Genomic DNA, 19045 nt, shown 5'->3' with positions numbered 1-19045 from the left:
CCGAGGCCGGGCACGGTTCAGGAACGTCCGCCGTTACCGGAAGCGCTTGCCGAGCCAGGAGGCGATCAGGTCGGCGAGTTCGCCGCGCGCGCCCTCCGGGGTGAGGAAGTAGTGGTCGCCGGACAGGTCGTGGCGCTCCTTGTCCTGCGCGGCGAGCGCGTCGTACATCGCGGCGGCGTCGCTGGGGAACACGCCGGTGTCGGCGTCGGCGTTGACGACCAGCGACGGCACGGTGATGCGGGCCAGGTGCGGGTGGGCGCGGGTCTGCGAGTCGTCCAGGCTCCACAGGTTCAGCCAGGTGCGCAGCGTGCAGGCGGCGGCGATCCCGAACACCGACCGGTTCGCACGCTCCGGCTTGCCCGGGTAACAGCTGTTCGGGCGCCGGTTCGTCGGCTCGATCGACGGGTCGACCATGCGCGGGTCGGCCCACGTGCGGAACACGCTGAACGGGCGGTCGTGGTACCCGGCGGCGGACAGCCGCGCCAGCTCGTCCTTCACCCAGGCGGTGATGCGCCGGTTCCGGGCCTCCTGCGCGGCGCGGTACCGGGCGAGGAACTCGGCGCTGTAGGGCGGGCCGTTCTCCGGGTTGAACAGGTCGAGGGACGGGTCGGTCGCGACCGGGTCGGACTCGTCGGTGACCGAGGCGTCCATCCAGGACGTGAGCACGTCGGGACGGCCGAGGTGCGCGGCGACGGAGATGTAGGCGTCGGCGGCGGGCAGGTCGTCCACCCCGGCGGCGAGGCGCAGGCCCGGCAGCGTCGTCACGTTCGGCTCGACGGCCTGCGACTGGTAGGCGGCCATCAGCGAGCCGCCACCGGAGTTGCCGAGCAGGACGACGGTCTCGGCGCCCGCGACCTCACGCAGCCACCGCACGCCAACGCCGATGTCGACGAGCGCGTGGTCCAGCAGGAAGTGGCTCTCGTCGCCGCGGAACCGGGTGTTCCAGCCGAGGAACCCGAAGCCGCGCTCGGCCATGTACTCGGCGAGGTAGTGCTCGGAGAAATCGATCTGGTAGTGCGTCGCGATGAAGGCGACCTTCGGCTTCGTGCCCGCGCGCCGGTGGTAGAGGCCCTGGCAGGGGTGGCCGCCCGCGCCGGCCCGTCCGATCGTCGGGGAGGGGAGGCCCACGAAGGTGCGTTCGATCGTCATGCTGCTCCGTCCTGTCGTGCGGTGGCGGCGTCGAGGGCGCTCCGGAAGCCGCGCGCCCCGGCGGTGATCCAGGCGTCGTAGGAGGTGTAGAGGAAGCGGGCGCCGAGCCCGACGAACCGGTCGATCTGGTCGGCGGGGCACAGCGTGCCGGGCGCGGTTCCGACGGCGGCGATCCGGGCGAGCGTCTCGTCGATGGCACCCGCGACCTCGGGGTGGTCGGGGCGGCCCTGGTGCCCCATCGCCTGCGCGAGGTCGTTCGGCGCGACGAACACGACATCGATGCCGGGCACGGCGGCGATCTCCTCCGCGTTGCGCAGCGCGCCCGGGTCTTCGAGCTGGACGACGAGGACGGTCTGGTCGTTCTCCTCGTCCAGGAAGCCCGGACGGCCGTAGGAGCGGCGCCCCCGCGACACCCCGCGCGCGCCCTGCGGCGCGAACTTGGCGGCGGCGACCAGCCGCCGCGCCTCGTCGGCCGTGCTCACCTGCGGGACGACGATGCCGTGCACACCGAGGGTCAGCGCACGCGCCACCAGCGACGGCTCCAGCGTGCGGACCCGGTACATGGCGGCCATGTCCCACAGCTCGCAGGCCCGGCTGAGGTCGCCGATGCGGTCCCACGTCACCGCGCCGTGCTCGCCCTCCAGCCACAGCCCGTCGAAGCCGAGCCGCCCGACGAAGTCTGCGGTGTCGGACGTCGCGGAGTGCCCGGCCACGACGACCGCGACCCGCCCGTCCGCCAGCGCCCGCTTCACCCGGTTGCCGCGCGCCGGCCCGGTCATCCGACGCTCCGTCCGCCGGCGGGCCAGTAGGCGGCCCGGAGTTCGCGCTTGAGGATCTTGCCGCTGGGGTTGCGGGGCAGGTCGTCCACCACGTCGACCGAGGTCGGGCACTTGTAGTGCGCGAGCCGCTCGCGGCAGTACCCGATGACGTCCTCCGGCGCGGGCGGCGTTCCCCGCGCGACGACGAGGGCCTTCACCGTCTCGCCCCAGCGCTCGTGCGGCACCCCGATGACCGCCGCGTCGGCGATGGCGGGGTGCGCCATCAGCACGTTCTCGACCTCGACCGGGTACACGTTCTCGCCACCGGACACGATCATGTCCTTCACCCGGTCGGTGACGAACAGGTAGCCGCCGGCGTCCAGGCGGCCCGCGTCGCCGGTGCGGAACCAGCCGTCCGGGGTCATCGCGGCGGCCTGCTCGGCGGGCCGGTCGCGGTACCCGACCATCACCATGTCGCTGCGCGTCCAGATCTCGCCGACGTCCCCGGCGGGCAGCGGCTCGCCGGTCGCCGGGTCGCGGACGGACAGCTCGACACCCTCGACCGCGCGCCCCGCGGACGCCAGCCGGTGCTCGGGCGCGCCGGGCGCGTGGTCTGCGGGGCCGAGGAACGTGATCGGCCCGCACGTCTCGGTGAGGCCGTAGCCCTGGACGAGGTCGCAGCCGAGTAGCTCCCGCGCCTCGACCAGGACGGCCGGCGCGACCGGCGAGCCGCCGTAGATCAGCGTCCGGAGCCGCGAGAAGTCGGTCTCCCGCGCGACCGGGTCGCGGACGAGCATCTGGAGCAGCGCCGGAACGACCAGCGCGTGCGTCACCCGCTCCGACTCCAGTAGCCGCAGCACATCGGCGGGGACGATGTCGCGAACGTACAGCGCGTGCGCGCCGACGCCGAGGCACAGGAACAGCCAGCCGCTGCCGGAGACGTGGAAGGTGGGCGCGGGCACGAAGACGGTGTCGCCGGGGCCGATCGTCCACGGCGCGGGCTTGGCGAGGTTCGCGGCCACGTTGCGGTTGGCGAGCTGCACGCCCTTCGGGCGGCCGGTCGTCCCGGACGTGTAGAAGAGGAACGCCACGTCGTCGGGCTCGGCGGGCAGCTCCGGATCGTCGGCGTCGTGACCGGCGAGCCACGCGCCGAGCGGGGCGGCCGTCCCGCCGACCACCACCTGCGGGTCGGCGCCGTCCTCCGCCGGGAGCCCGAGCAGCGGCAGGAACTCCGGCTCGCACACCACCGCGACCGGCCCGGCGTCGGCGATCACCTCGGCCGTCTCGGGCCGGGACAGCCGCCAGTTCAGCGGGACCCCCATGGCCCTGGCCTTGGAGGCCCCGACGAGGGTCACCGCCCACGTGGTGGCGTCGCGGCCGAGGAAGGCGACGCGGTCGCCGGGCGCGGCCCCGGCGGCGATCAGCGCCCGCGCGAGGCGCGAGCTCAGCCCGTCCAGTTCGCCGAAGGTGAGCGAGCGGCCGCCGCCCGTCGACACCGCCGCGGCGTCCGGGCGCTCCCGCGCCCAGCGCCGGACCATCCCGGCCGGGGATCCGTCCAACGCCATGCGGCCTCCTCGATGAAAAGCAAATCTGACGTTGGAATCATGTTAGAGCCGCACGAGGTTTGACAAGCCCCACCTCGTCCCGCGTCGGCCCTGCTAGTCGGCCCGCCAGTAGATGGCGCGGTACCAGATCTCGCCGAGGGTGCGGATCGCCGCCTCGTCGTCGATGTCGGCGTCCTCGCCGGCACCGGCGAGGCGGTCGTAGCAGAACTGGTTGAGCATCGCGACGATCGCCGCGGCCGTGAGGCCGGGGTCGGCGCCGGGGCAGTAGCCCTCCCGCTGGGCGCGCCGGACGCTCTCGGCGATGCTGTCCACCGCGTCGTCGCACAGCTCCCGCCAGTGCCCGGCGAACTCCTCGTTGATCATGGCGAGCTGGAAGACGCCGACCATCTCGGCGAGCCGCTCGCGGTAGGTCAGCCAGTGCGCGCGCGCCGACTCCATGACGCGCTCGCGGGGCGGCACGCCGTGCTTGTAGGCGACCACCGCGCGGGCCTTGGCCTCGGCGCGGAAGTCGTCCGCCCAGTGGGCGAGCAGGTCTTCCTTGGAGTCGTAGTAGTTGTAGAAGGAGGCGGGCGAGCGGCCGGCCTCCTGCGCGATGTCGGCGACCGTCATCGCGAGGAAGCCCTTGCGGGCGATGATCCGGCGGGCGGCGGCCTCGATGGCGGCGAGCGTCCTGCGCCCGCGCACGGTCGGACGCGTGGTCTGATCCTTCTCCACACCTGAACCTAACACCGGTTTCTCCTCCCGCCGGGACGCCTCGGCGCCCCCGCCGCCCGTCCGGGGCCTTTACAGCGGCGCCGAGGCAGGGAAGCATATAAATCTGACGTTAGTATTAGTTTATCGACCCCGGAGGAGTGACACGTGAGCGCAGCGAACACGGGCGGCGCGGAGCCGGCCTTCCGCATCCGCGGCTTCAACCACGTCGCGCTGGTCTGCTCGGACATGCGGCGCACCGTGGACTTCTACGGCGGCGTCCTCGGCATGAAGCTGATCAAGACGCTGGACCTGCCGGGCGGGATGGGCCAGCACTTCTTCTTCGACGCGGGCAACGGCAACTCGCTCGCGTTCTTCTGGTTCCCGAACTCGCCGGACGCCGCTCCCGGCGTCGCCGCGCCGGTGACCGTGCCGGGCTTCGGCGAGTGGATCAGCGCGATCGGGTCCCTGAACCACGTGGCCTTCGACGTCCCGCCCGACATGTTCGAGGAGTACCGGGCCCGGCTGAAGGCCAAGGGCGTGAAGGTCGCGCCGATCGTCAACCACGACGACAGCGAGACCCAGGTCGCGCGGGAGATGCACCCCGGCGTCTACGTGCGGTCCTTCTACTTCCAGGACCCCGACGGCATCCTGCTGGAATTCGCGTGCTGGCTGCGCGACTTCACGCCCGACGACGTCGCGCACGAACCGCGCACCGCCGCCGACCGCCACGCTCCCGTCACCGGCTGACGGCCGTGCAGAGCTGGATCCACGTCCTCGAATGGCGTGCGTCGGCGCACCGCGACCGGACCGCCGTCCGCGACGACCGCGGCGCCCGCCTCACCTACGGGCAGCTGCTGGACGCGGTGGAGCGGCGCGCGGGCGGCTGGGCCGCGCTCGGGATCGGGGACGGCGACGTCGTCGCGGTCATGGCGCGCAACAGCGCCGACTTCCTCGTCCACGCGCTGGCGCTGATGCGGGCGGGCGCGATCCCCGCGTTCGTCAACTGGCGGCTCGCCGCGCCCGAACTGGAGCGGCTCTGCGCGCTGCTCACCCCGGTCGCCGCCGTCGCCGACCCCGCGTTCACCGGCACGGTCGACGCCGCCGCCCCCGGCCTGCGCGCCAGGGTCGCGATCGGGACGGCGGACGGCGGCTGGCTCCCCGACGCCGGGCTCGACGCACCGCCACCGCCGCGCCCGGCCGAACGGCTCTCCGCCACGGGCGTGTTCGGGCTGATGCACACCAGCGGCACCACCGGACGGCCCAAGGCGATCCCGCTGGACAACGCCTCCCTCATCCGCAGCCTGTCCGGCTTCGCGATCGAGATCGGCGACCAGGTCCCCGGGTCCCGGCACCTTCAGTTGATGCCGCTGTTCCACCTCGCCGGGTTCGCGCAGGCGATGCAGTGCGTGCTGACGGCCGGGGAGCTGATCGTGCACGGCGCGTTCGATCCGGGTGCCGTCGTGGACGCGATCGAGACCGACCGCGTCGAGTTCTTCACCGCCGGCCCCACGCTGATCGACATGCTGGTCGCCGAGGTGCGGAGCCGCCCCGTCCGGCCCGGCCTGTCGTCGCTGCGCGAGATCCAGTACGGCTCCGCCCCGATCACGCCGGCGTCGCTGCGCGCGGCCCTCGACACCCTCGGCTGCCGGTTCCGCCAGATCTACGGCAACACCGAGTGCCAGTCGTTCATCAGCCTGCTGCACCCGGACGACCACGTCCCGGACGGTCCGCACCTGGCCAGCGCCGGGAACGTCACGCTCGGCTGGGAGGTACGGGTCGCCGGACCGGACGGCGCGGACGTGCCGCCCGGCGAGCCCGGCGAGCTGCTCATCCGCGGCGACTCCCTCACCACCGGCTACTGGCGCGACCCCGACGCCACCGCCGCCGCGTTCACCCCGGACGGCTGGTACCGCACCGGCGACGTCGTCCGCATCGACGCGGACGGCTACCTGTTCGTCGTGGACCGCGCCAAGGACATGATCATCAGCGGCGGGGAGAACGTCTTCCCCGCCGAGGTCGAGGCCGCGCTCGCCGAGCACCCGGACGTGGCGGAGGTCGCGGTGATCGGCGTCCCGGACGAGCGCTGGGGCGAGGCCGTCCACGCCGTCGTCGTCGCGGTCCCGGGCGCCGCGCCCGGCGAGCGCGAGCTGATCGCCTGGATCAGGGAGCGGATCGCGCACTTCAAGTGCCCGCGCAGCGTCGAGTTCGCCGCCGCCCTCCCCCGCAACGCCACCGGCAAGGTCGTCAAGACGGACCTGCGGAACGCCCACCGCTGACCCGCCCGCCGGCCGCGCCGCGTAGAGCCGCGGCTCCCGGGGTAGATCATCGTCACTGTCCGTGACGCCCCGCGGCCTCCGCCCGCGGCCGGCGTCCTCCCGCGAAGGAGCGGTCCGTGATCCCTGCCGACGAGCTGAGCGAGCCCGCCGTCCGCGCCCTGGTGAACGCGATCAACGCCAACGACGTGGCGGCGTTCCGCGCCGCGCTGACCGACGACGCCACGATGAGCGACGACGGGACCGACCGCGACCTGGGCCAATGGGCCGACAGCGAGATCTTCGGCGCCAGCGGCCACCTGGACGTCGAGTCCGAGGCCGAGGGCGGGCGCTCGCTCGTCGCCCGGTACCGCAACGAGAAATGGGGCGAGATGCGCACCCGGTGGCACTTCGACGTCAGCGACGGCAAGGTGCGCCGCTTCGAGACCGGCCAGGCCTGACCCCGGCTAGGAGGCCGCGCGGGCCTGCAGGGTGTGGCCTTGCAGGATCGCGTCGAAGCGTTCCTCGGCGCGGTCGAGCTGGCCGGTGATGTGCCGCTTGACGGGGTCGTCCAGCGGGGTGTCCGGGCGGGCGATCAGCTCCTTCAGCCCGGGGACCAGCGGCCGGTACTTGCGGGCGAGCTTGCGGACCTTCGGCCCGGTGGTGTGCATCAGCCCGACGCCGTTGTCGGTGAAGTCCGAGACCTTGATGATCCGCGCGGCGGGGTGGCGCTCCAGGCTCGCGGCGACGTGCGCGCGGTACTGGGCGTGGACGTCGCGGCTCCGGTCGTAGTCCGGGTTCGTCACCGCGCGGACGAGGCCCGCCACGCGCGGCCCGAACTCGGCCTCCAGCACGGCCAGGGCCGCCTCGGCCGGCGCGTCGTGGCCGTCCCCGGCCAGGTCGGCGGGGTGGTCCTCGACGGAGTCGTGCAGCAGCGCGGCGACGAGCACGTCCACGTCGTCCACCCGGTAGTGGCACATGACGCGCAGGGTCACGCGGAGCAGGTGGTTGATCGTGGGCTCGCTGACCCGGCGGTCCTGCCGGTGCAGGTCGCTCGCCAGGGCCAGGGCGGTGCTGAGGCGCCGCCAGTCCGGTTCCGGGAAGCGCAGGATCTCGCGCGCGAACCGGTCGCGGAGGCCGGCCTCGCCGTACACCGCGGTGATCGTGTGGAGCGGAAGGGTCTCCAGAAAGCCGGGCACCGTGCTCCCCTCTCGCGGGAGGGAGTCCCCGGGTCCGGAGTGTGCGGTCCGTCCCGCGTACGGATGGGACGCGGCCGGTGATCATCCGGTTCCCGCCGATAGGGCAGGATCGGTCCGGCATGTCCCGGCCCCGGACACCGGAAGGACGATCCGATGACCCACTCCCTCGCCGACCTCCCCGGCCTGGTCGGCAAGGAACTGTTCCGCTCGGACTGGGTGCCCCTCGAAAGCACGGACGAGGAGACGTTCAGGGACGCGACGTTCCTGCGCGAGGAGTTCCTGGGCCGGCCGACGTCCAATGGCGGGCCCGGCGAGCGGTCCGTCTCGGGGTTCCTGATGCTGTCGATGCTGGTGGCGTTCCACAAGCGGGAGCTGGACCTCGGCTCCGGCGGCCTGAACTACGGCATCGACAAGGTGCGGTTCCTGCGGCCCGTGCGGACCGGTTGCCGCGTCCGGGTGCGGGCGACGCTGCTCGACCTCCGGCAGAAGGACGGCGGGACGCGCGTGCTGACCCGCAACGAGCTGGAGGTCGAGGGCACCGATTCCCCCGCGATGATCGCCGACTGGATCACCTTCTTCCCGCGCGGCGACGCGTCCTGAGCCGCCCGGGAGCGAGCGGGTTCCCACTGAGCGAGACATGGTGCTGTCATCGGGGCCGCCGTCCTGCACAGTCCGAAGGTCAGGTCCCTCGGCCCGAAGGAACCGCAGCATGGCCGGCTGGAGTCATCGGTACGCGCACATCAACGGCCTCGACGTCCACTACGTGGAGCAGGGGCGAGGACCGCTCGTGGTCCTCCTGCACGGATTCCCGCACCTCTGGTTCAGCTGGCGGCACCAGATCGGGCCGATCGCGGACGCGGGCTTCCGGGTCGTCGCGCCCGACATGCGCGGGATGGGGCGGACGAGCGGCCCGGACGACCACCGCGAGTACGGCGTCGAGCGGATCGTCGGGGACCTCACCGGCCTCCTCGACCACCTCGGCGAGGAGCGGGCGGTGTTCAGCGGCCTCGACTTCGGGCTGTTCGCCGCCTACGACCTCGCCTACCACCATCCGGAGCGCGTCGCGGCGATCATCGGGCTGGAGAACCCGTTCTTCACACCGAGCGACGAATCGCCCCTGACGCTCGCCGCCCGGCAGGCCCGGCGGCACTTCAACCACATCCACTACTTCGCCGAACCGGGCGTCGCCGACCGCGACCTCGCAGCGGCGCCGCGCGAGTTCCTGCGCAAGGTGTTCTACGCGCTGTCCAGCGACTACCACTACCTCGACGTCTGGCGGCAGCCGCCGGGGACGACGTACATCGACGCCCTGCCGGAGACCCCGCCCCTTCCGTGGACGTGGCTGACCGACGCGGAACTGGAGTTCTACGTCGCCGACTACAGCCGCAGCGGATTCACCGGCGGGCTGAACTGGTACCGCGCCATGGACCTGTCCTGGGAGCACCGCAAGTCGTACCGGGGCAGGAAGAACCCCGTGCCGTACTTCTTCATCGGCAGCGAGCAGGACGCCGACCTGGAGGGCTGGCACGGCGACGACCCGCTGAACAGGCTGCACGAGCACTACGACGACGTCCGCGACGTCCGGATGCTCAAGAACGCCGGGCACATGATGCAGATGGAGAAACCCGAGGAGACCACCGCGACCATGCTGGAATTCCTCGCGAGGAGCGACGAATGGGCCTGACCGGGAACCGGGTGGCGGTGGTCACCGGCGCCAGCCGCGGCGCCGGGAAGGGCATCGCGCTGGCCCTCGGCGAGACCGGGGCGACGGTGTACGTGACCGGGCGCACCCGCGCGGAGGGCGACGCGGACCTGCCCGGCACGGTGTTCGCCACCGCCGAGGAGATCACCGCGCGCGGCGGCACCGGCGTCCCGGTGGTCTGCGACCACTCCGACGACGACCAGGTCAGGGCCCTGTTCGAGCAGGTCGGGCGGGAGAGCGGCACGCTGGACGTGCTGGTCAACAACGCGTTCACGATCCCGGACGGCCTGACCCGCAAGGGCCCGTTCTGGGAGAAGCCGCTGGCGTTGCAGAGCATGTTCGACGTGGGAATGCGGTCGGCGTACGTGGCGACCTACTACGCCGCGCCATTGCTGATCCAGGGCGACGGCGGTCTCGTCGTCAACACCTCGTCATTCGGCGGCCACTGCTACATGCACGGCCCCGCCTACGGCGCCGGAAAGGCGGCCGTGGACAAGATGGCCCACGACATGGCGGTCGATTTCCGGCCCTACAACGTGGCCGTCATCTCGCTGTGGATGGGCCTGCTCAAGACCGAGCGGAACAAGGCGCTCTTCGACGGCGTCCCCGACAAGTACGCCTCGTTCGCCGCCGGGGCCGAGTCGCCGGAATTCAGCGGCCGGGTCATCGACGCGCTCGCCCGGTCCCCGGAGCCGATGAAATGGACCGGGCAGGTGCTCATCGGAGCGGAGCTCGGCGAGGAGCTCGGCGTCGTCGACACCGACGGCTCCCGGCCGCGCTCGCACCGCGGCATGCTCGGCGACCCGCCGTCCTACAATCCGGCCGTCGTGGAGTGAGACCGGCTCCGGTCAGCAGAACAGGGCCGTGACCGCGAGCGCGGCGTCCGCCAGCCAGACGGCGGCGGCCAGCCGGCGCAGCGGCGCGGGCGCGCGCGGGAAGACGGCCGGCGGGCCGCCCGCGTGCCGTCCGCGCTGCCGGCGACGGCGGGCGCGCCGCCTCCGGCGCGTCCCGCCGGCGGCCCGCGCGTGCGTCCCGGCGTCGGTGACCATGAGCCCCCCAGAAACCGCGCGGAACAGCTTCCGCCCCCGTTGTCGTCCACCAATGACATTAACTCGCGGCACATTCGTGAATCACCGGAAAGGGCTGCGATAAGCGACCCTTATGTAACTCTTAATCAAGCGCTGATTAAGTGTTAAGCGCCATCGGCGGTGTTGTGCCCGGCCCGTCGGCGCGCGGTTCGTTCCGGTGCGCCGGGACGATGGCCTATCGTCCAGCTGTGGCCTCGATCCTGCTGGTGGAAGACGACGAGCACGTGCGGCGCGCGCTGATCCGCGAGCTGACCGGGCTGGGGCACGCGGTCCGCAGCGCGGGACGGGCGCTGGACGCGCTGCGCGAGGCGACCGCCGCCGCCCCCGAGGTCGTCGTCCTGGACCTCGGGCTGCCCGACCTCGACGGCGGCGAGGCGCTGAAGATGCTGCGCGCCGTCTCCGACGTGCCGGTGATCGTGGCGACCGCGCGGGACGGCGAGGCCGAGATCATCCGGCTGCTCGGCGCGGGCGCCGACGACTACGTGGTCAAGCCGTTCTCCGCCGACCACCTGCACGCCCGCGTGGAGGCGGTGCTGCGCCGCGCCCGCGGGCGGCTGCGCCGCGACGCCGTCGTGCTCGGCGAGCTCCGCGTCGACCTCGAACGGCGCCAGGCGTCCATGGGGGGCGCTCCGCTGCGGCTGTCGCGCCGCGAGTTCGACCTGCTGGGGTACCTGGCGGAGAACGCGGGGCGGGTCGTCGGCCGGCGGGAGCTGCTGGCGAAGGTGTGGCAGCAGCCCTACGGCGACGACCAGACCATCGACGTGCACCTGTCGTGGCTGCGCCGCAAGATGGGCGAGAACGCCGCCGCGCCCCGCTACCTGCACACCGTCCGGGGCGTCGGCGTCATGCTCACCGGCCCCGAGTGAACGGGCGGCGGCTCAGTACTCGTAGACCTGGACGATCGGCGGATGGCCGTTCCAGGTGGCGAACACCGCGGAGCCGTGCGCGCCGTCGGTGAGGTCGACGCGCAGCCAGCCGGCCTTCCGCCACGTCTTCGCCTCGAACCCGCTGTCGGGCACCGCCGACACGAGCCGCGCCGACGTCGAGGTCAGCGACAGCACGACGCGTCCGGACCGCACCACGTACGTGCGGACCTTCCCGGACGCCGACGCCGACGGGCTCGGGCCCGGCGACGCGGGCGCGGTGCCGCGAGCACCGGCGGACGCCGTGGGCGACACCGAACGGCGCGGAGCCGAGGCCGACGCGGACGGCGACGCGGCCGGCGGCGGGGCGGGCGGACGGCCGCGCTGCACGGGAACGTTGGCCGCGAGGTCCGGTGCGGGCAGCGTGGTGCCGCGCAGCGCGTGGCCGACCCCGGCCCAGCTGATCGCGATGCCCGCCGCCGTGGTGGCGATCCACACGGCGGTGAAACGAAAACGAACCCGCATTGGCCTAGTATCTCCCCCACCGCGACCAATTCGCCCTGGTATCCGGATGAAACGCAAGCCGCGGAAGCGCCGCGCCGTCCCGCGCCGGGGCGACCCGCCGGAGCGGCCGCCCGGGCGACCGGACCCGGGAGGGAGCCGATGAGAGGTGCGCTGGCGCGGATCGCGACGGCCGTGACCGCCATGGTGGCGCTGTCGTTCGTCGTCCCGCTCGGGCTGCTGGTCGGGCAGATGGCGCACGACCGGGCGCTCGCCGCCGCCGCGCAGCAGGCCGCGTCCCTGGAACCGGTCCTCACCGTCACCGCCGCGCCCGCCCCGCTCGCCGACGCGGTCGGCTCCACGCCCGCCGGGGCCGCCGGACGGCTCGCGCTGCACCCGCCGCAGGGCGCCGCGATCGGCGCGGCGCACGCCGCGGCCGCCGACGTGGCGAAGGCGCGCCGCCTCCGCCGCGCGTTCACCGCGCCCGCGTCCGGCGGGACGGTCCTGCTCACCCCCGCGCTGCTGGACGCCGACCGCGTCGCCGTCATCGAGGTGTACGTGCCGGACGCGGAGCTGAACCGGGGGTGGCGCGGTCGCGGACCATCCTCGGGCTCGTCGCGGTCGCGCTGGTGCTGGTGTCGGTCGCGATGGCCGACCGGCTCGCCGTCCGGGTCGTGCGGGCCGCCGAGGGGCTGGCGAACGCGGTGACCCGGGTCGGCGACGGCGACCTCGCCGCCCGCGTCGCGCCCGGCGGGCCGCACGAGCTGCGCGACGCCGGGACGGCCTTCAACCGGATGGCGGACCGGCTCGTCCGGCTGCTGGCGGCCGAGCGCGAGTCGGCCGCCGACCTGTCGCACCGGCTGCGCACGCCGCTGACCGCGCTGCGGGTGAACCTCAACGGGCTGGCCGCCAACCCCGCCGACCCGGACCGGATGGCGCACAGCCAGGACGCGCTGAGCCGGCTGGAGGAGACCGTCGACCAGATCATCGCGACGGCGCGGCGGCCGGCCGGCGGGCGGCCGGGCTGCGACGCCGCCGCCGTGGTCCGGCGCCGGCTGGAGTTCTGGTCGGCCCTCGCCGCCGACCAGGGCCGCGACTGCGAGGTGGCCCTGCCGGACGGTCCCGCGCCGGTGCCGGCCGGCGAGGACGACCTGGTCGCGGCCGTGGACGCGCTGCTCGGCAACGTCTTCCGGCACACCCCGCAGGGCACCGCGCTGTCGGTCGCGCTGCACCGCGGCCGGTACTCCACCGGTCTGCTGATCGGGGACGCCGGGCCCGGCATCCCGGACGCGGAGGAGGCGCTGCGGCGCGGCGCCAGCGGCGCCGGCTCGACCGGTCTCGGCCTCGACATCGCCCGCCGGCTCGCCGAGTCGACCGGCGGTTCGCTGAACATCGGCGCCGCGCCGCTGGGCGGCGCGCAGATCGAACTGTGGCTGCGCACCGAGTCCAGGCCGCCCTCCCGCAGGACGGGGCGCAGGGCGGGACGCAGGGCAGGACGCCGGGCGGGGCGTCGCACCCGGCGGCACTCCCGCGAGTGAGCCGTCCGCGGTGATGCCCAACGTCCCGATGGTCAGCCCCCGAAGGCGCGGGCGAAGTCGAACGGCTGCTGGACGATGCCGCTGCACGTCGGGTCGGCGTAGTTCTTCGCGCCGCCCGCGCACGGCTTGTCGCGGGTCGCCGACCACATCGACACCCACGCCATGCCCTTGCTCTTCGCGAACGCCGCGACCTTGCGGGCGTCCGCCACGGTGAACACCTCCGTCGCGACGTCGTTGACGCCGATCATCGGGGTGACCGCGACCCGCCGCCACGCCTGCGCGTCGCCGAGCCCGAGGACGCCCTTGACCTGCTGCTGCGTCGCGGTCGCGGCGTCGATGGCGTAGTCGCCCATCTTCCCGGACGGGTCCGGGGCGGCGCCGTCGCCGTAGTCCATCGCCATGATGTTCACCGCGTCGATCTGGACGCCGTTGCCGGCCGCGTTCTTCAGCAGGTCCACGCCGTCCTGGGTGAGGCCCTGCGGGAGGACGGGCAGGGTGAAGGACACCCGCAGCCCCGGGTGGTCGTGTTGCAGCGACGCGATCGCCTTGGCGCGGCGGTCGTTGGCGGCGTCGTCGGTCAGGGCGCCGCCCTCGACGTCGAAGTCGACCTTGGTGAGCGCGTACCGGTCGACGACCTTGCCGTAGGCGGCGGCCAGCGCGCCGGAGGTCGAGCACGACAGCGCGAGCTCGCTGCCGCTGGCGCCGCCGAACGACACGCGGACGTCGCCGCCCGCCTGCCGCACCGCGCCGATCTGCTGCGCGACCTTGTTGGCGTCCAGGTCCTCGACGCCGCCCCACGTGGGCGTGCAGGCGCCGCCGGACACCACGAAGGCCAGGTTGAACTCCTTGACGCCCGCCTCGCTGCCCGCCGCCTTCAGGTCGTAGGGCGGGTAGAGGCCCGTGTCGACGTAGGGGGCGAACACCGTTGTCCCGTCGCCGGCGTCCGGGGCCGGGGTCGTCTTCGTCGGGGTCGGGGTGGGCGTCACCGTCTTTGACGGGCTGGGCGACGGGCTCGCCGTCCGCGTCGCCGTCGGGCTCGGGCTCGGGCTCGGCGCGGGCGTGCCGGACGGGCGGCCGCTCGGCGTCGGCGACGGGGCCGGGGCCGCCTCGCAGGCCGCGCCCCCGATGCTGCAGCCTGTGGGGTCGCCGGTCCCCGCCGCCTCGTCCACGGCGAACCCGACCACGGCCGACCGCCCGGCGCCGAGGTCGCCGTTCCACTCCTCGTTCCGCACCGTCACGTGCCGGCCGGCCACGCTGTACCGGCCGTTCCACAGGCTGGTGAGCCGGGCGCCGGACGGCAGGTCGAACGCCAGGTCCCAGCCGTGGGTGGTCTCGGTGCCCGCGTTGGTGACCGTGTACTGCGCGGTGTAGCCGGTCCCCCAGTCGCTGACCTTGGCGTAGGACGCCTTGATGGCCTCGGCGCTCGCCGTCCCCGGCAGCAGCACCAGCGCGCCGGCGACGGCACCGGCCGCGGCCACCGTTCCGGCGGCGGCGAAGTATCCCCGTCCTTTGCGTCGGCGCCGGGGGGTGGGTGGCATGGCGGTCCTCCTCAGGACTGGCGATCGGGGGCAACGGCGCCAAACTAGGGCGTTCCGCCGCACGTCAGGCCGCTCTTAGTGAGCTGTTAAGCCGTTCCTGATCAGGTCCTAAGCGAGATCGTCCGCCCGCGGTCACCCGCCCTTGCGCGGGACGTAGAGGCGGATGTCGTCGACGACCGCCTCGCCCTCGTAGTAGTTGAGGTGCGGGTCGCCGATGACGAACGAGTCGGGGTAGGCCGAGCCCTTCGGCCACGTGTGCTTGGTGACGTACGTGCCGGCGGGGCCCTTGTGGACGAGCTTGCGGTCGAAACGGCCGTCGTACTCGCCGGGCGTCTGGTTGTAGTGCCAGATCGGGCGGCCGTGCTCGATGAAGTCGTGGTGGACGCGCAGCGTGGCCTGCCCGATGTGCAGGAACGGCCCGCTCATCTCCAGGGTGTAGCCGGTGCGGTCGCGCTCGACGGCGAACCGGTAGGACGCCTTCGGCAGCAGTTGCGGCTGCAATTCCGCGCTCGTCAGATGCCCGCTGAACCGCTTTCCGGGCCCGTACGGCTTGTCGAGCGACGCGTTCCCGCAGGCGGTCTTGGCGTAGTACTCGGTGCTGATGTCGTTGTCGGGACCGCCGATGAACTTGTCGCCGCGGGCGAACAGCGCGTTGACGCCGTTGAGGGTGCCGGTGAACGTCCGGTACATCTTGCGGGTCTTCGGGTTGCAGGTCGCGGCGCTCTTCCAGCGGGGCTGGTCGCTGTAGTAGCCGTCCATGATGACCTTGCGCCGGAAATGGATGTCGGGGTTGCCGTGCGGCGCGGGCGTCGCGTAGTCGAGGATCGTCATGTAGTAGAAGCCGTTCTCCCGCGTCACGTCGTGGTACTGGCAACGCGACTTGCCGGGGAGCGCCCCGGTGAACGTCCACGGGTAGCGGGTCTTGCAGGCTTCCTTGGTGTAGCCGTTGTGCCGGCCGTTGTAGTCGAAGGTGCCGTGCCGTTTCCCGCCGAAGTCGATGCCGCGCAGCGTCATTTCCACGCGGTAATGCGGCGGCAGCGGGCGCGTCGGCCGGATCAGCACGCCCGCGTCCCAGCTCGGCTCCGAGATCCGGGCGGCCTTCTGCCCGCCGGGCAGCGTCGTGGTGGAAAGGCCGGGGCGCGAGTCGGGGCGGCCGTCGTGGTCCTTGTCGAGGGCGGCGACCTCGGCGGTGAGCCATCCGTGGCGGCCGAACGCGACGCGCTTGCGGAACACGTTGAGCGTGGAGAGCTGCTTCTTGAACAGCGGGCCGCTCATCTTCGTCCAGGCCTCGCCGTCGTCGTCGAACGCGTCGACGTTCCACGGGCTGCGCTTGCCCTGCGGGTCCAGCCGCCACGCGGCCCCGTCGACGTGCAGCGGACGGTCGAAGTCCTCGGAGTCCAGGAGGACCCAGCGGCCCTTGCCCGGCGCGTGCCCGGCCGGCGCGTGCCCGGCGGACGCGCTCCCCGCGGTCGCGGGCCAGGCCACGGAGGCGGTCGTCATGGTGGCCGCCCCGGCGGCGGCGATGGCGGCCATCCAGCATCTCGTCACGGCGTGACTCCTTCTTCCCCGGAAACGGAGGCACCCTGTGCCCTCCGATGGTCAATCAGAGAGCGCGGCCACCGTCCGCGGGCCGTTCGACATGCGGTCTTGCCGCTTTCTTGGCCGAGCCGGGCGGCCCGGCGGGGGACGATCCACACCAAGCCATGATTTTTCTGTTATCGCCCGTAGGGTGCGGGGTCTGCTGCCCGTTCGCACACCGATGACAGAGAAGGATGTGGCATCGCCATGAGCAACCCCCATGCCCACGGCGGCGGACGGCCCCGCCCCGCACGGCGGCCGCGCCGGGCGTCCCGCCGCGTCGCCGTCTGGACGGCGGCGGGGGCGGCGGGCCTGCTGGTGATCGGCGGGGTCGCCGGGACGGCCGCCGGCGCGTTCGGGGGCGGCGCCGACGGCTCCCCCACCGCGAGCGGTTCGTCGCTGTCGCCGAGCGCCGCGCCGCCGCGTCCGGTCGCCGACGCGCCGCGGCCCTCGCCCACCAAGACGGCGAAGCCGAAGCCCCGCAAGAAGGCGAAGCCGTCGCACAAGCCGACGCCGCGCGCCACGCACCATCGTTCGGCCAAGCCCGCGCCCGCCAAGCCGGCGGCCCCGGCCGCGCCGGTCGGCGGGACCGCCGGACGCTACGCCTCGCAGGTCGTCACGCTGGTGAACGCCGAGCGCGCGAAGCACGGCTGCCGCGCGCTGACCGTCAACAGCAAGCTGGCGCGGGCCGCGCAGGGCCACTCGGCCGACATGCACGCCCGGAACTTCTTCGAGCACACCAACCCCGACGGCAAGGACCCGGGCGACCGCATCACCGCGGCCGGATACCGCTGGTCCTCCTACGGGGAGAACATCGCCAAGGGGCAGTCGACCCCGGCGAGCGTGATGCAGGCGTGGATGAACAGCGCCGGGCACCGCGCGAACATCCTCAACTGCGGTTACAAGGAGATCGGCGTCGGCGTGGTGCTGAGCGGCGGCCCGTTCTGGACGCAGGACTTCGGCACGAGCCGCTGACCTGGGACGGCGCCGCCCAGTCGGGTGCTGCTGGAACGGGTGCCGTTCAGGCGGGCGTCGCGAAGTCCTGGGTCCACCACGGCCCGCCGGACCCGTGCACGACGCCCACCCCGATCATCGTCAGGCGGCAGTTGAGGATGTTGGCCCGGTGCCCCGCGCTGTTCATCCAGGACGCCACGACGGCGGGCGGGGTCGCCTGGCCCTGCGCGATGTTCTCCGCCCAGGCGCTCCAGCGGAAACCGGCGGCGGTGATCCGGTCCCCCGGGTCGCCGCCGCCGGCTCCGCGATGGTCGAGGGCGCGCCGGGACGCCATGTCCTGCGTGTGCGCTTGGGCGGCCTTGTGCAGGGCCGGCGAGACGCGCAGCGGGCGGCATCCCGCCTTGGCCCTGTTCTGGTTGACCAGCCGGACGACCTGCTGCTCGATCGACGACACCGGGGCCTTGGCTGGCTTCTTGGACGGCCGCGCGATGCTCTCCTTGACCGACGTGGAGCCGGGTTCCGGCTTGGGCGTGCGGGACGACGGCGTCCGCTGCGCCGCGACCGGCGGATCGTCGCGGCGCGGCTGCTCTCCGGGCGAGCCCTGCATGCTCCAGAAGATGACCGCCGCGCCCGTGACGCCGGCCACCGCGGCGCCCGCCCCCCACTTCGCCGCCGCCAACCCGCCGCCCTTGGCCGCGCCGCCCGTCCCGGACGACGCCGCACCGGCGGCCCCGGACGGAACCCCGGCGGAGGAGGCCGTGCCGGCGCCGGCCGAACCGGCGGACAGGGCGGTCGCGAAGGAGTGCAGCGGGTGCGCGGCGGGCAGCGGCACCATCACCAGGCCAGCGAGCAGCGCTTCGGGCGGCAGGAGGTCGCCCTGCCGGGCGCCGCAGACCCGGCACCCCCGGACGTGCTTGGCGACGCGCTTGCGCCACAGCGGGGACGGCAGCCCGTCCCACCGCGCGAGCACCGCGCCGAGCGCCTCGCAGCGCGGCTCCGCCGCCACGGCCCGGACGACGGCGCGGCACGTCGCGAGCTGCTTCTTCATCCGCTGCACCCGGACCGCCGCGTGCGCCGCCGACAGGCCCAGCGCGTCGGCCAGTTCGGCGCGGGCCAGGTGCCCGGAGGCCTCCAGCCACCACAGCCCGAGCAGGTCGCGCTCGCCCGCGTCCAGCCAGCGCGTCGCCTCGGCGATCTCGCGGCGCTGGCCCGACAGCTCCAGCCGCAGCACGGCGGCCTCCGCGAAGTCGGCCTCGGACGCGGCGACCCGCGCGATGGCCTCCGGGTCCATCGGGGTGCCGCGCTGCAGCGACGACCAGCGGCGGCGCACCTGGTTCATCGCGATGGACACGAGCCAGGAGCGGAACCGGCCGGGCTCGCGCAGGCCGTCCAGCCCGCCGAGCGCCCGCAGCACCGAGTCCTGGACGACGTCGTCCACGTCGGCGTGGCCGTCGAGGGCCCAGCCGACCACGTTGTAGAGCAGCGGCAGGTGCTCGGCGACCAGCCGCTCCGTGGCCTCGGGGTCGCCGTCCTGCGCCGCCCGGACCAGCAGGTCCACGTCCTCGCCCACGCGTGTCACCGTCCCTTCGGCGGATCGCCCCGATTCCCCAGGAGACCTCCCGAAGCACCGCAGATAACAACAAGCAGACCATCACCGGCAAGTGCCC

At 73.6% G+C, this 19045-nt stretch carries 20 protein-coding genes; 10 read left to right on the top strand and 10 right to left on the bottom strand.

The annotated features are described in order from the left end of the window. Nucleotides 1-33 precede the first annotated feature (33 nt). The 4 genes from ACA514_RS41060 to ACA514_RS41045 form a co-directional block, all read right to left on the bottom strand. Nucleotides 34-1149 (bottom strand): alpha/beta hydrolase family protein, encoded by a 1116-nt coding sequence (locus tag ACA514_RS41060; RefSeq protein WP_375046723.1) that lies wholly within the window; start codon nucleotides 1147-1149, stop codon nucleotides 34-36. Continuing rightward, a complete protein-coding gene (locus ACA514_RS41055; RefSeq protein WP_375046722.1) occupies nucleotides 1146-1928 on the bottom strand; it encodes an HpcH/HpaI aldolase/citrate lyase family protein in 783 nt (260 codons plus the stop codon). Before ACA514_RS41055 ends, ACA514_RS41060 begins: the two co-directional genes overlap by 4 nt. Then, nucleotides 1925-3472: an AMP-binding protein gene (locus ACA514_RS41050; RefSeq protein ID WP_375046721.1), complete on the bottom strand. Its 1548-nt coding sequence runs from the start codon at nucleotides 3470-3472 to the stop codon at nucleotides 1925-1927. Before ACA514_RS41050 ends, ACA514_RS41055 begins: the two co-directional genes overlap by 4 nt. 93 nt (nucleotides 3473-3565) lie before the next feature. Further along, on the bottom strand, nucleotides 3566-4186 hold the full coding sequence (locus tag ACA514_RS41045) for a TetR/AcrR family transcriptional regulator (RefSeq protein ID WP_375046720.1): 621 nt from the start codon (nucleotides 4184-4186) through the stop codon (nucleotides 3566-3568). 144 nt (nucleotides 4187-4330) lie between these two features. Between ACA514_RS41045 and ACA514_RS41040 the strand changes: the two genes are divergently transcribed. The 3 genes from ACA514_RS41040 to ACA514_RS41030 all read left to right on the top strand — a co-directional run bounded on the left by ACA514_RS41040 (nucleotide 4331) and on the right by ACA514_RS41030 (nucleotide 6878). Continuing rightward, nucleotides 4331-4912, top strand: a complete 582-nt coding sequence (locus tag ACA514_RS41040; protein WP_375046719.1) for a VOC family protein — start codon at nucleotides 4331-4333, stop codon at nucleotides 4910-4912. Nucleotides 4913-4917: 5 nt separating this feature from the next. Further along, nucleotides 4918-6441: a class I adenylate-forming enzyme family protein gene (locus tag ACA514_RS41035; RefSeq protein WP_375046718.1), complete on the top strand. Its 1524-nt coding sequence runs from the start codon at nucleotides 4918-4920 to the stop codon at nucleotides 6439-6441. 116 nt (nucleotides 6442-6557) lie between these two features. Further along, nucleotides 6558-6878: a nuclear transport factor 2 family protein gene (locus ACA514_RS41030; protein WP_375046717.1), complete on the top strand. Its 321-nt coding sequence runs from the start codon at nucleotides 6558-6560 to the stop codon at nucleotides 6876-6878. Nucleotides 6879-6884: 6 nt separating this feature from the next. Here the strand turns inward: ACA514_RS41030 and ACA514_RS41025 are convergent, their stop codons facing one another. Continuing rightward, nucleotides 6885-7616, bottom strand: coding sequence for an HD domain-containing protein (locus ACA514_RS41025; protein WP_375046716.1), 732 nt, complete (start codon nucleotides 7614-7616; stop codon nucleotides 6885-6887). A 153-nt stretch (nucleotides 7617-7769) separates the two neighbouring features. Between ACA514_RS41025 and ACA514_RS41020 the strand changes: the two genes are divergently transcribed. The 3 genes from ACA514_RS41020 to ACA514_RS41010 all read left to right on the top strand — a co-directional run bounded on the left by ACA514_RS41020 (nucleotide 7770) and on the right by ACA514_RS41010 (nucleotide 10154). Beyond that, entirely contained in the window at nucleotides 7770-8216 is a 447-nt protein-coding gene (locus ACA514_RS41020; RefSeq protein WP_375046715.1) for a hypothetical protein, read from the top strand. A 109-nt stretch (nucleotides 8217-8325) separates the two neighbouring features. Further along, a complete protein-coding gene (locus ACA514_RS41015) occupies nucleotides 8326-9300 on the top strand; it encodes an alpha/beta fold hydrolase (RefSeq protein ID WP_375046714.1) in 975 nt (324 codons plus the stop codon). Next, complete coding sequence (locus ACA514_RS41010; protein WP_375046713.1) at nucleotides 9291-10154, top strand: SDR family NAD(P)-dependent oxidoreductase; 864 nt, start codon at nucleotides 9291-9293, stop codon at nucleotides 10152-10154. Before ACA514_RS41015 ends, ACA514_RS41010 begins: the two co-directional genes overlap by 10 nt. A gap of 12 nt (nucleotides 10155-10166) precedes the next feature. On the opposite strand, the gene ACA514_RS41005 is transcribed toward ACA514_RS41010, so the two are convergent. After that, the gene (locus tag ACA514_RS41005) at nucleotides 10167-10367 is read right to left on the bottom strand and encodes a hypothetical protein (protein WP_375046712.1); all 201 of its coding nucleotides are present in this window, start codon (nucleotides 10365-10367) and stop codon (nucleotides 10167-10169) included. 227 nt (nucleotides 10368-10594) lie between these two features. Here ACA514_RS41005 and ACA514_RS41000 point away from each other — a divergent pair, with 227 nt between their 5' ends. Then, nucleotides 10595-11272: a response regulator transcription factor gene (locus ACA514_RS41000; protein WP_375046711.1), complete on the top strand. Its 678-nt coding sequence runs from the start codon at nucleotides 10595-10597 to the stop codon at nucleotides 11270-11272. A gap of 12 nt (nucleotides 11273-11284) precedes the next feature. Here the strand turns inward: ACA514_RS41000 and ACA514_RS40995 are convergent, their stop codons facing one another. Then, a complete protein-coding gene (locus ACA514_RS40995; RefSeq protein WP_375046710.1) occupies nucleotides 11285-11794 on the bottom strand; it encodes a hypothetical protein in 510 nt (169 codons plus the stop codon). 138 nt (nucleotides 11795-11932) lie between these two features. Between ACA514_RS40995 and ACA514_RS40990 the strand changes: the two genes are divergently transcribed. Next, nucleotides 11933-12478, top strand: coding sequence for a hypothetical protein (locus tag ACA514_RS40990; RefSeq protein ID WP_375046709.1), 546 nt, complete (start codon nucleotides 11933-11935; stop codon nucleotides 12476-12478). After that, complete coding sequence (locus ACA514_RS40985) at nucleotides 12418-13308, top strand: sensor histidine kinase (protein WP_375046810.1); 891 nt, start codon at nucleotides 12418-12420, stop codon at nucleotides 13306-13308. Before ACA514_RS40990 ends, ACA514_RS40985 begins: the two co-directional genes overlap by 61 nt. A gap of 32 nt (nucleotides 13309-13340) precedes the next feature. Here the strand turns inward: ACA514_RS40985 and ACA514_RS40980 are convergent, their stop codons facing one another. Next, nucleotides 13341-14846, bottom strand: a complete 1506-nt coding sequence (locus ACA514_RS40980) for a cellulose binding domain-containing protein (protein ID WP_375046708.1) — start codon at nucleotides 14844-14846, stop codon at nucleotides 13341-13343. A gap of 132 nt (nucleotides 14847-14978) precedes the next feature. Further along, the gene (locus ACA514_RS40975) at nucleotides 14979-16394 is read right to left on the bottom strand and encodes a hypothetical protein (protein WP_375046707.1); all 1416 of its coding nucleotides are present in this window, start codon (nucleotides 16392-16394) and stop codon (nucleotides 14979-14981) included. Nucleotides 16395-16631: 237 nt separating this feature from the next. Here ACA514_RS40975 and ACA514_RS40970 point away from each other — a divergent pair, with 237 nt between their 5' ends. Further along, on the top strand, nucleotides 16632-17399 hold the full coding sequence (locus ACA514_RS40970; RefSeq protein WP_375046706.1) for a CAP domain-containing protein: 768 nt from the start codon (nucleotides 16632-16634) through the stop codon (nucleotides 17397-17399). Between the two features lie 46 nt (nucleotides 17400-17445). Here ACA514_RS40970 and ACA514_RS40965 read toward each other — a convergent pair whose 3' ends face one another. Next, the gene (locus ACA514_RS40965; protein ID WP_375046705.1) at nucleotides 17446-18948 is read right to left on the bottom strand and encodes a sigma-70 family RNA polymerase sigma factor; all 1503 of its coding nucleotides are present in this window, start codon (nucleotides 18946-18948) and stop codon (nucleotides 17446-17448) included. Between the last annotated feature and the right edge of the window lie 97 nt (nucleotides 18949-19045).

Origin of the sequence: Actinomadura sp. NTSP31, from assembly GCF_041951385.1 — a bacterium.
Taxonomy (GTDB): Bacteria; Actinomycetota; Actinomycetes; order Streptosporangiales; family Streptosporangiaceae; genus Spirillospora; species Spirillospora napierensis.
The sequence above is the reverse complement of the archived record's forward strand: the minus strand, read 5'-3'. Positions and strand labels throughout refer to the sequence as shown.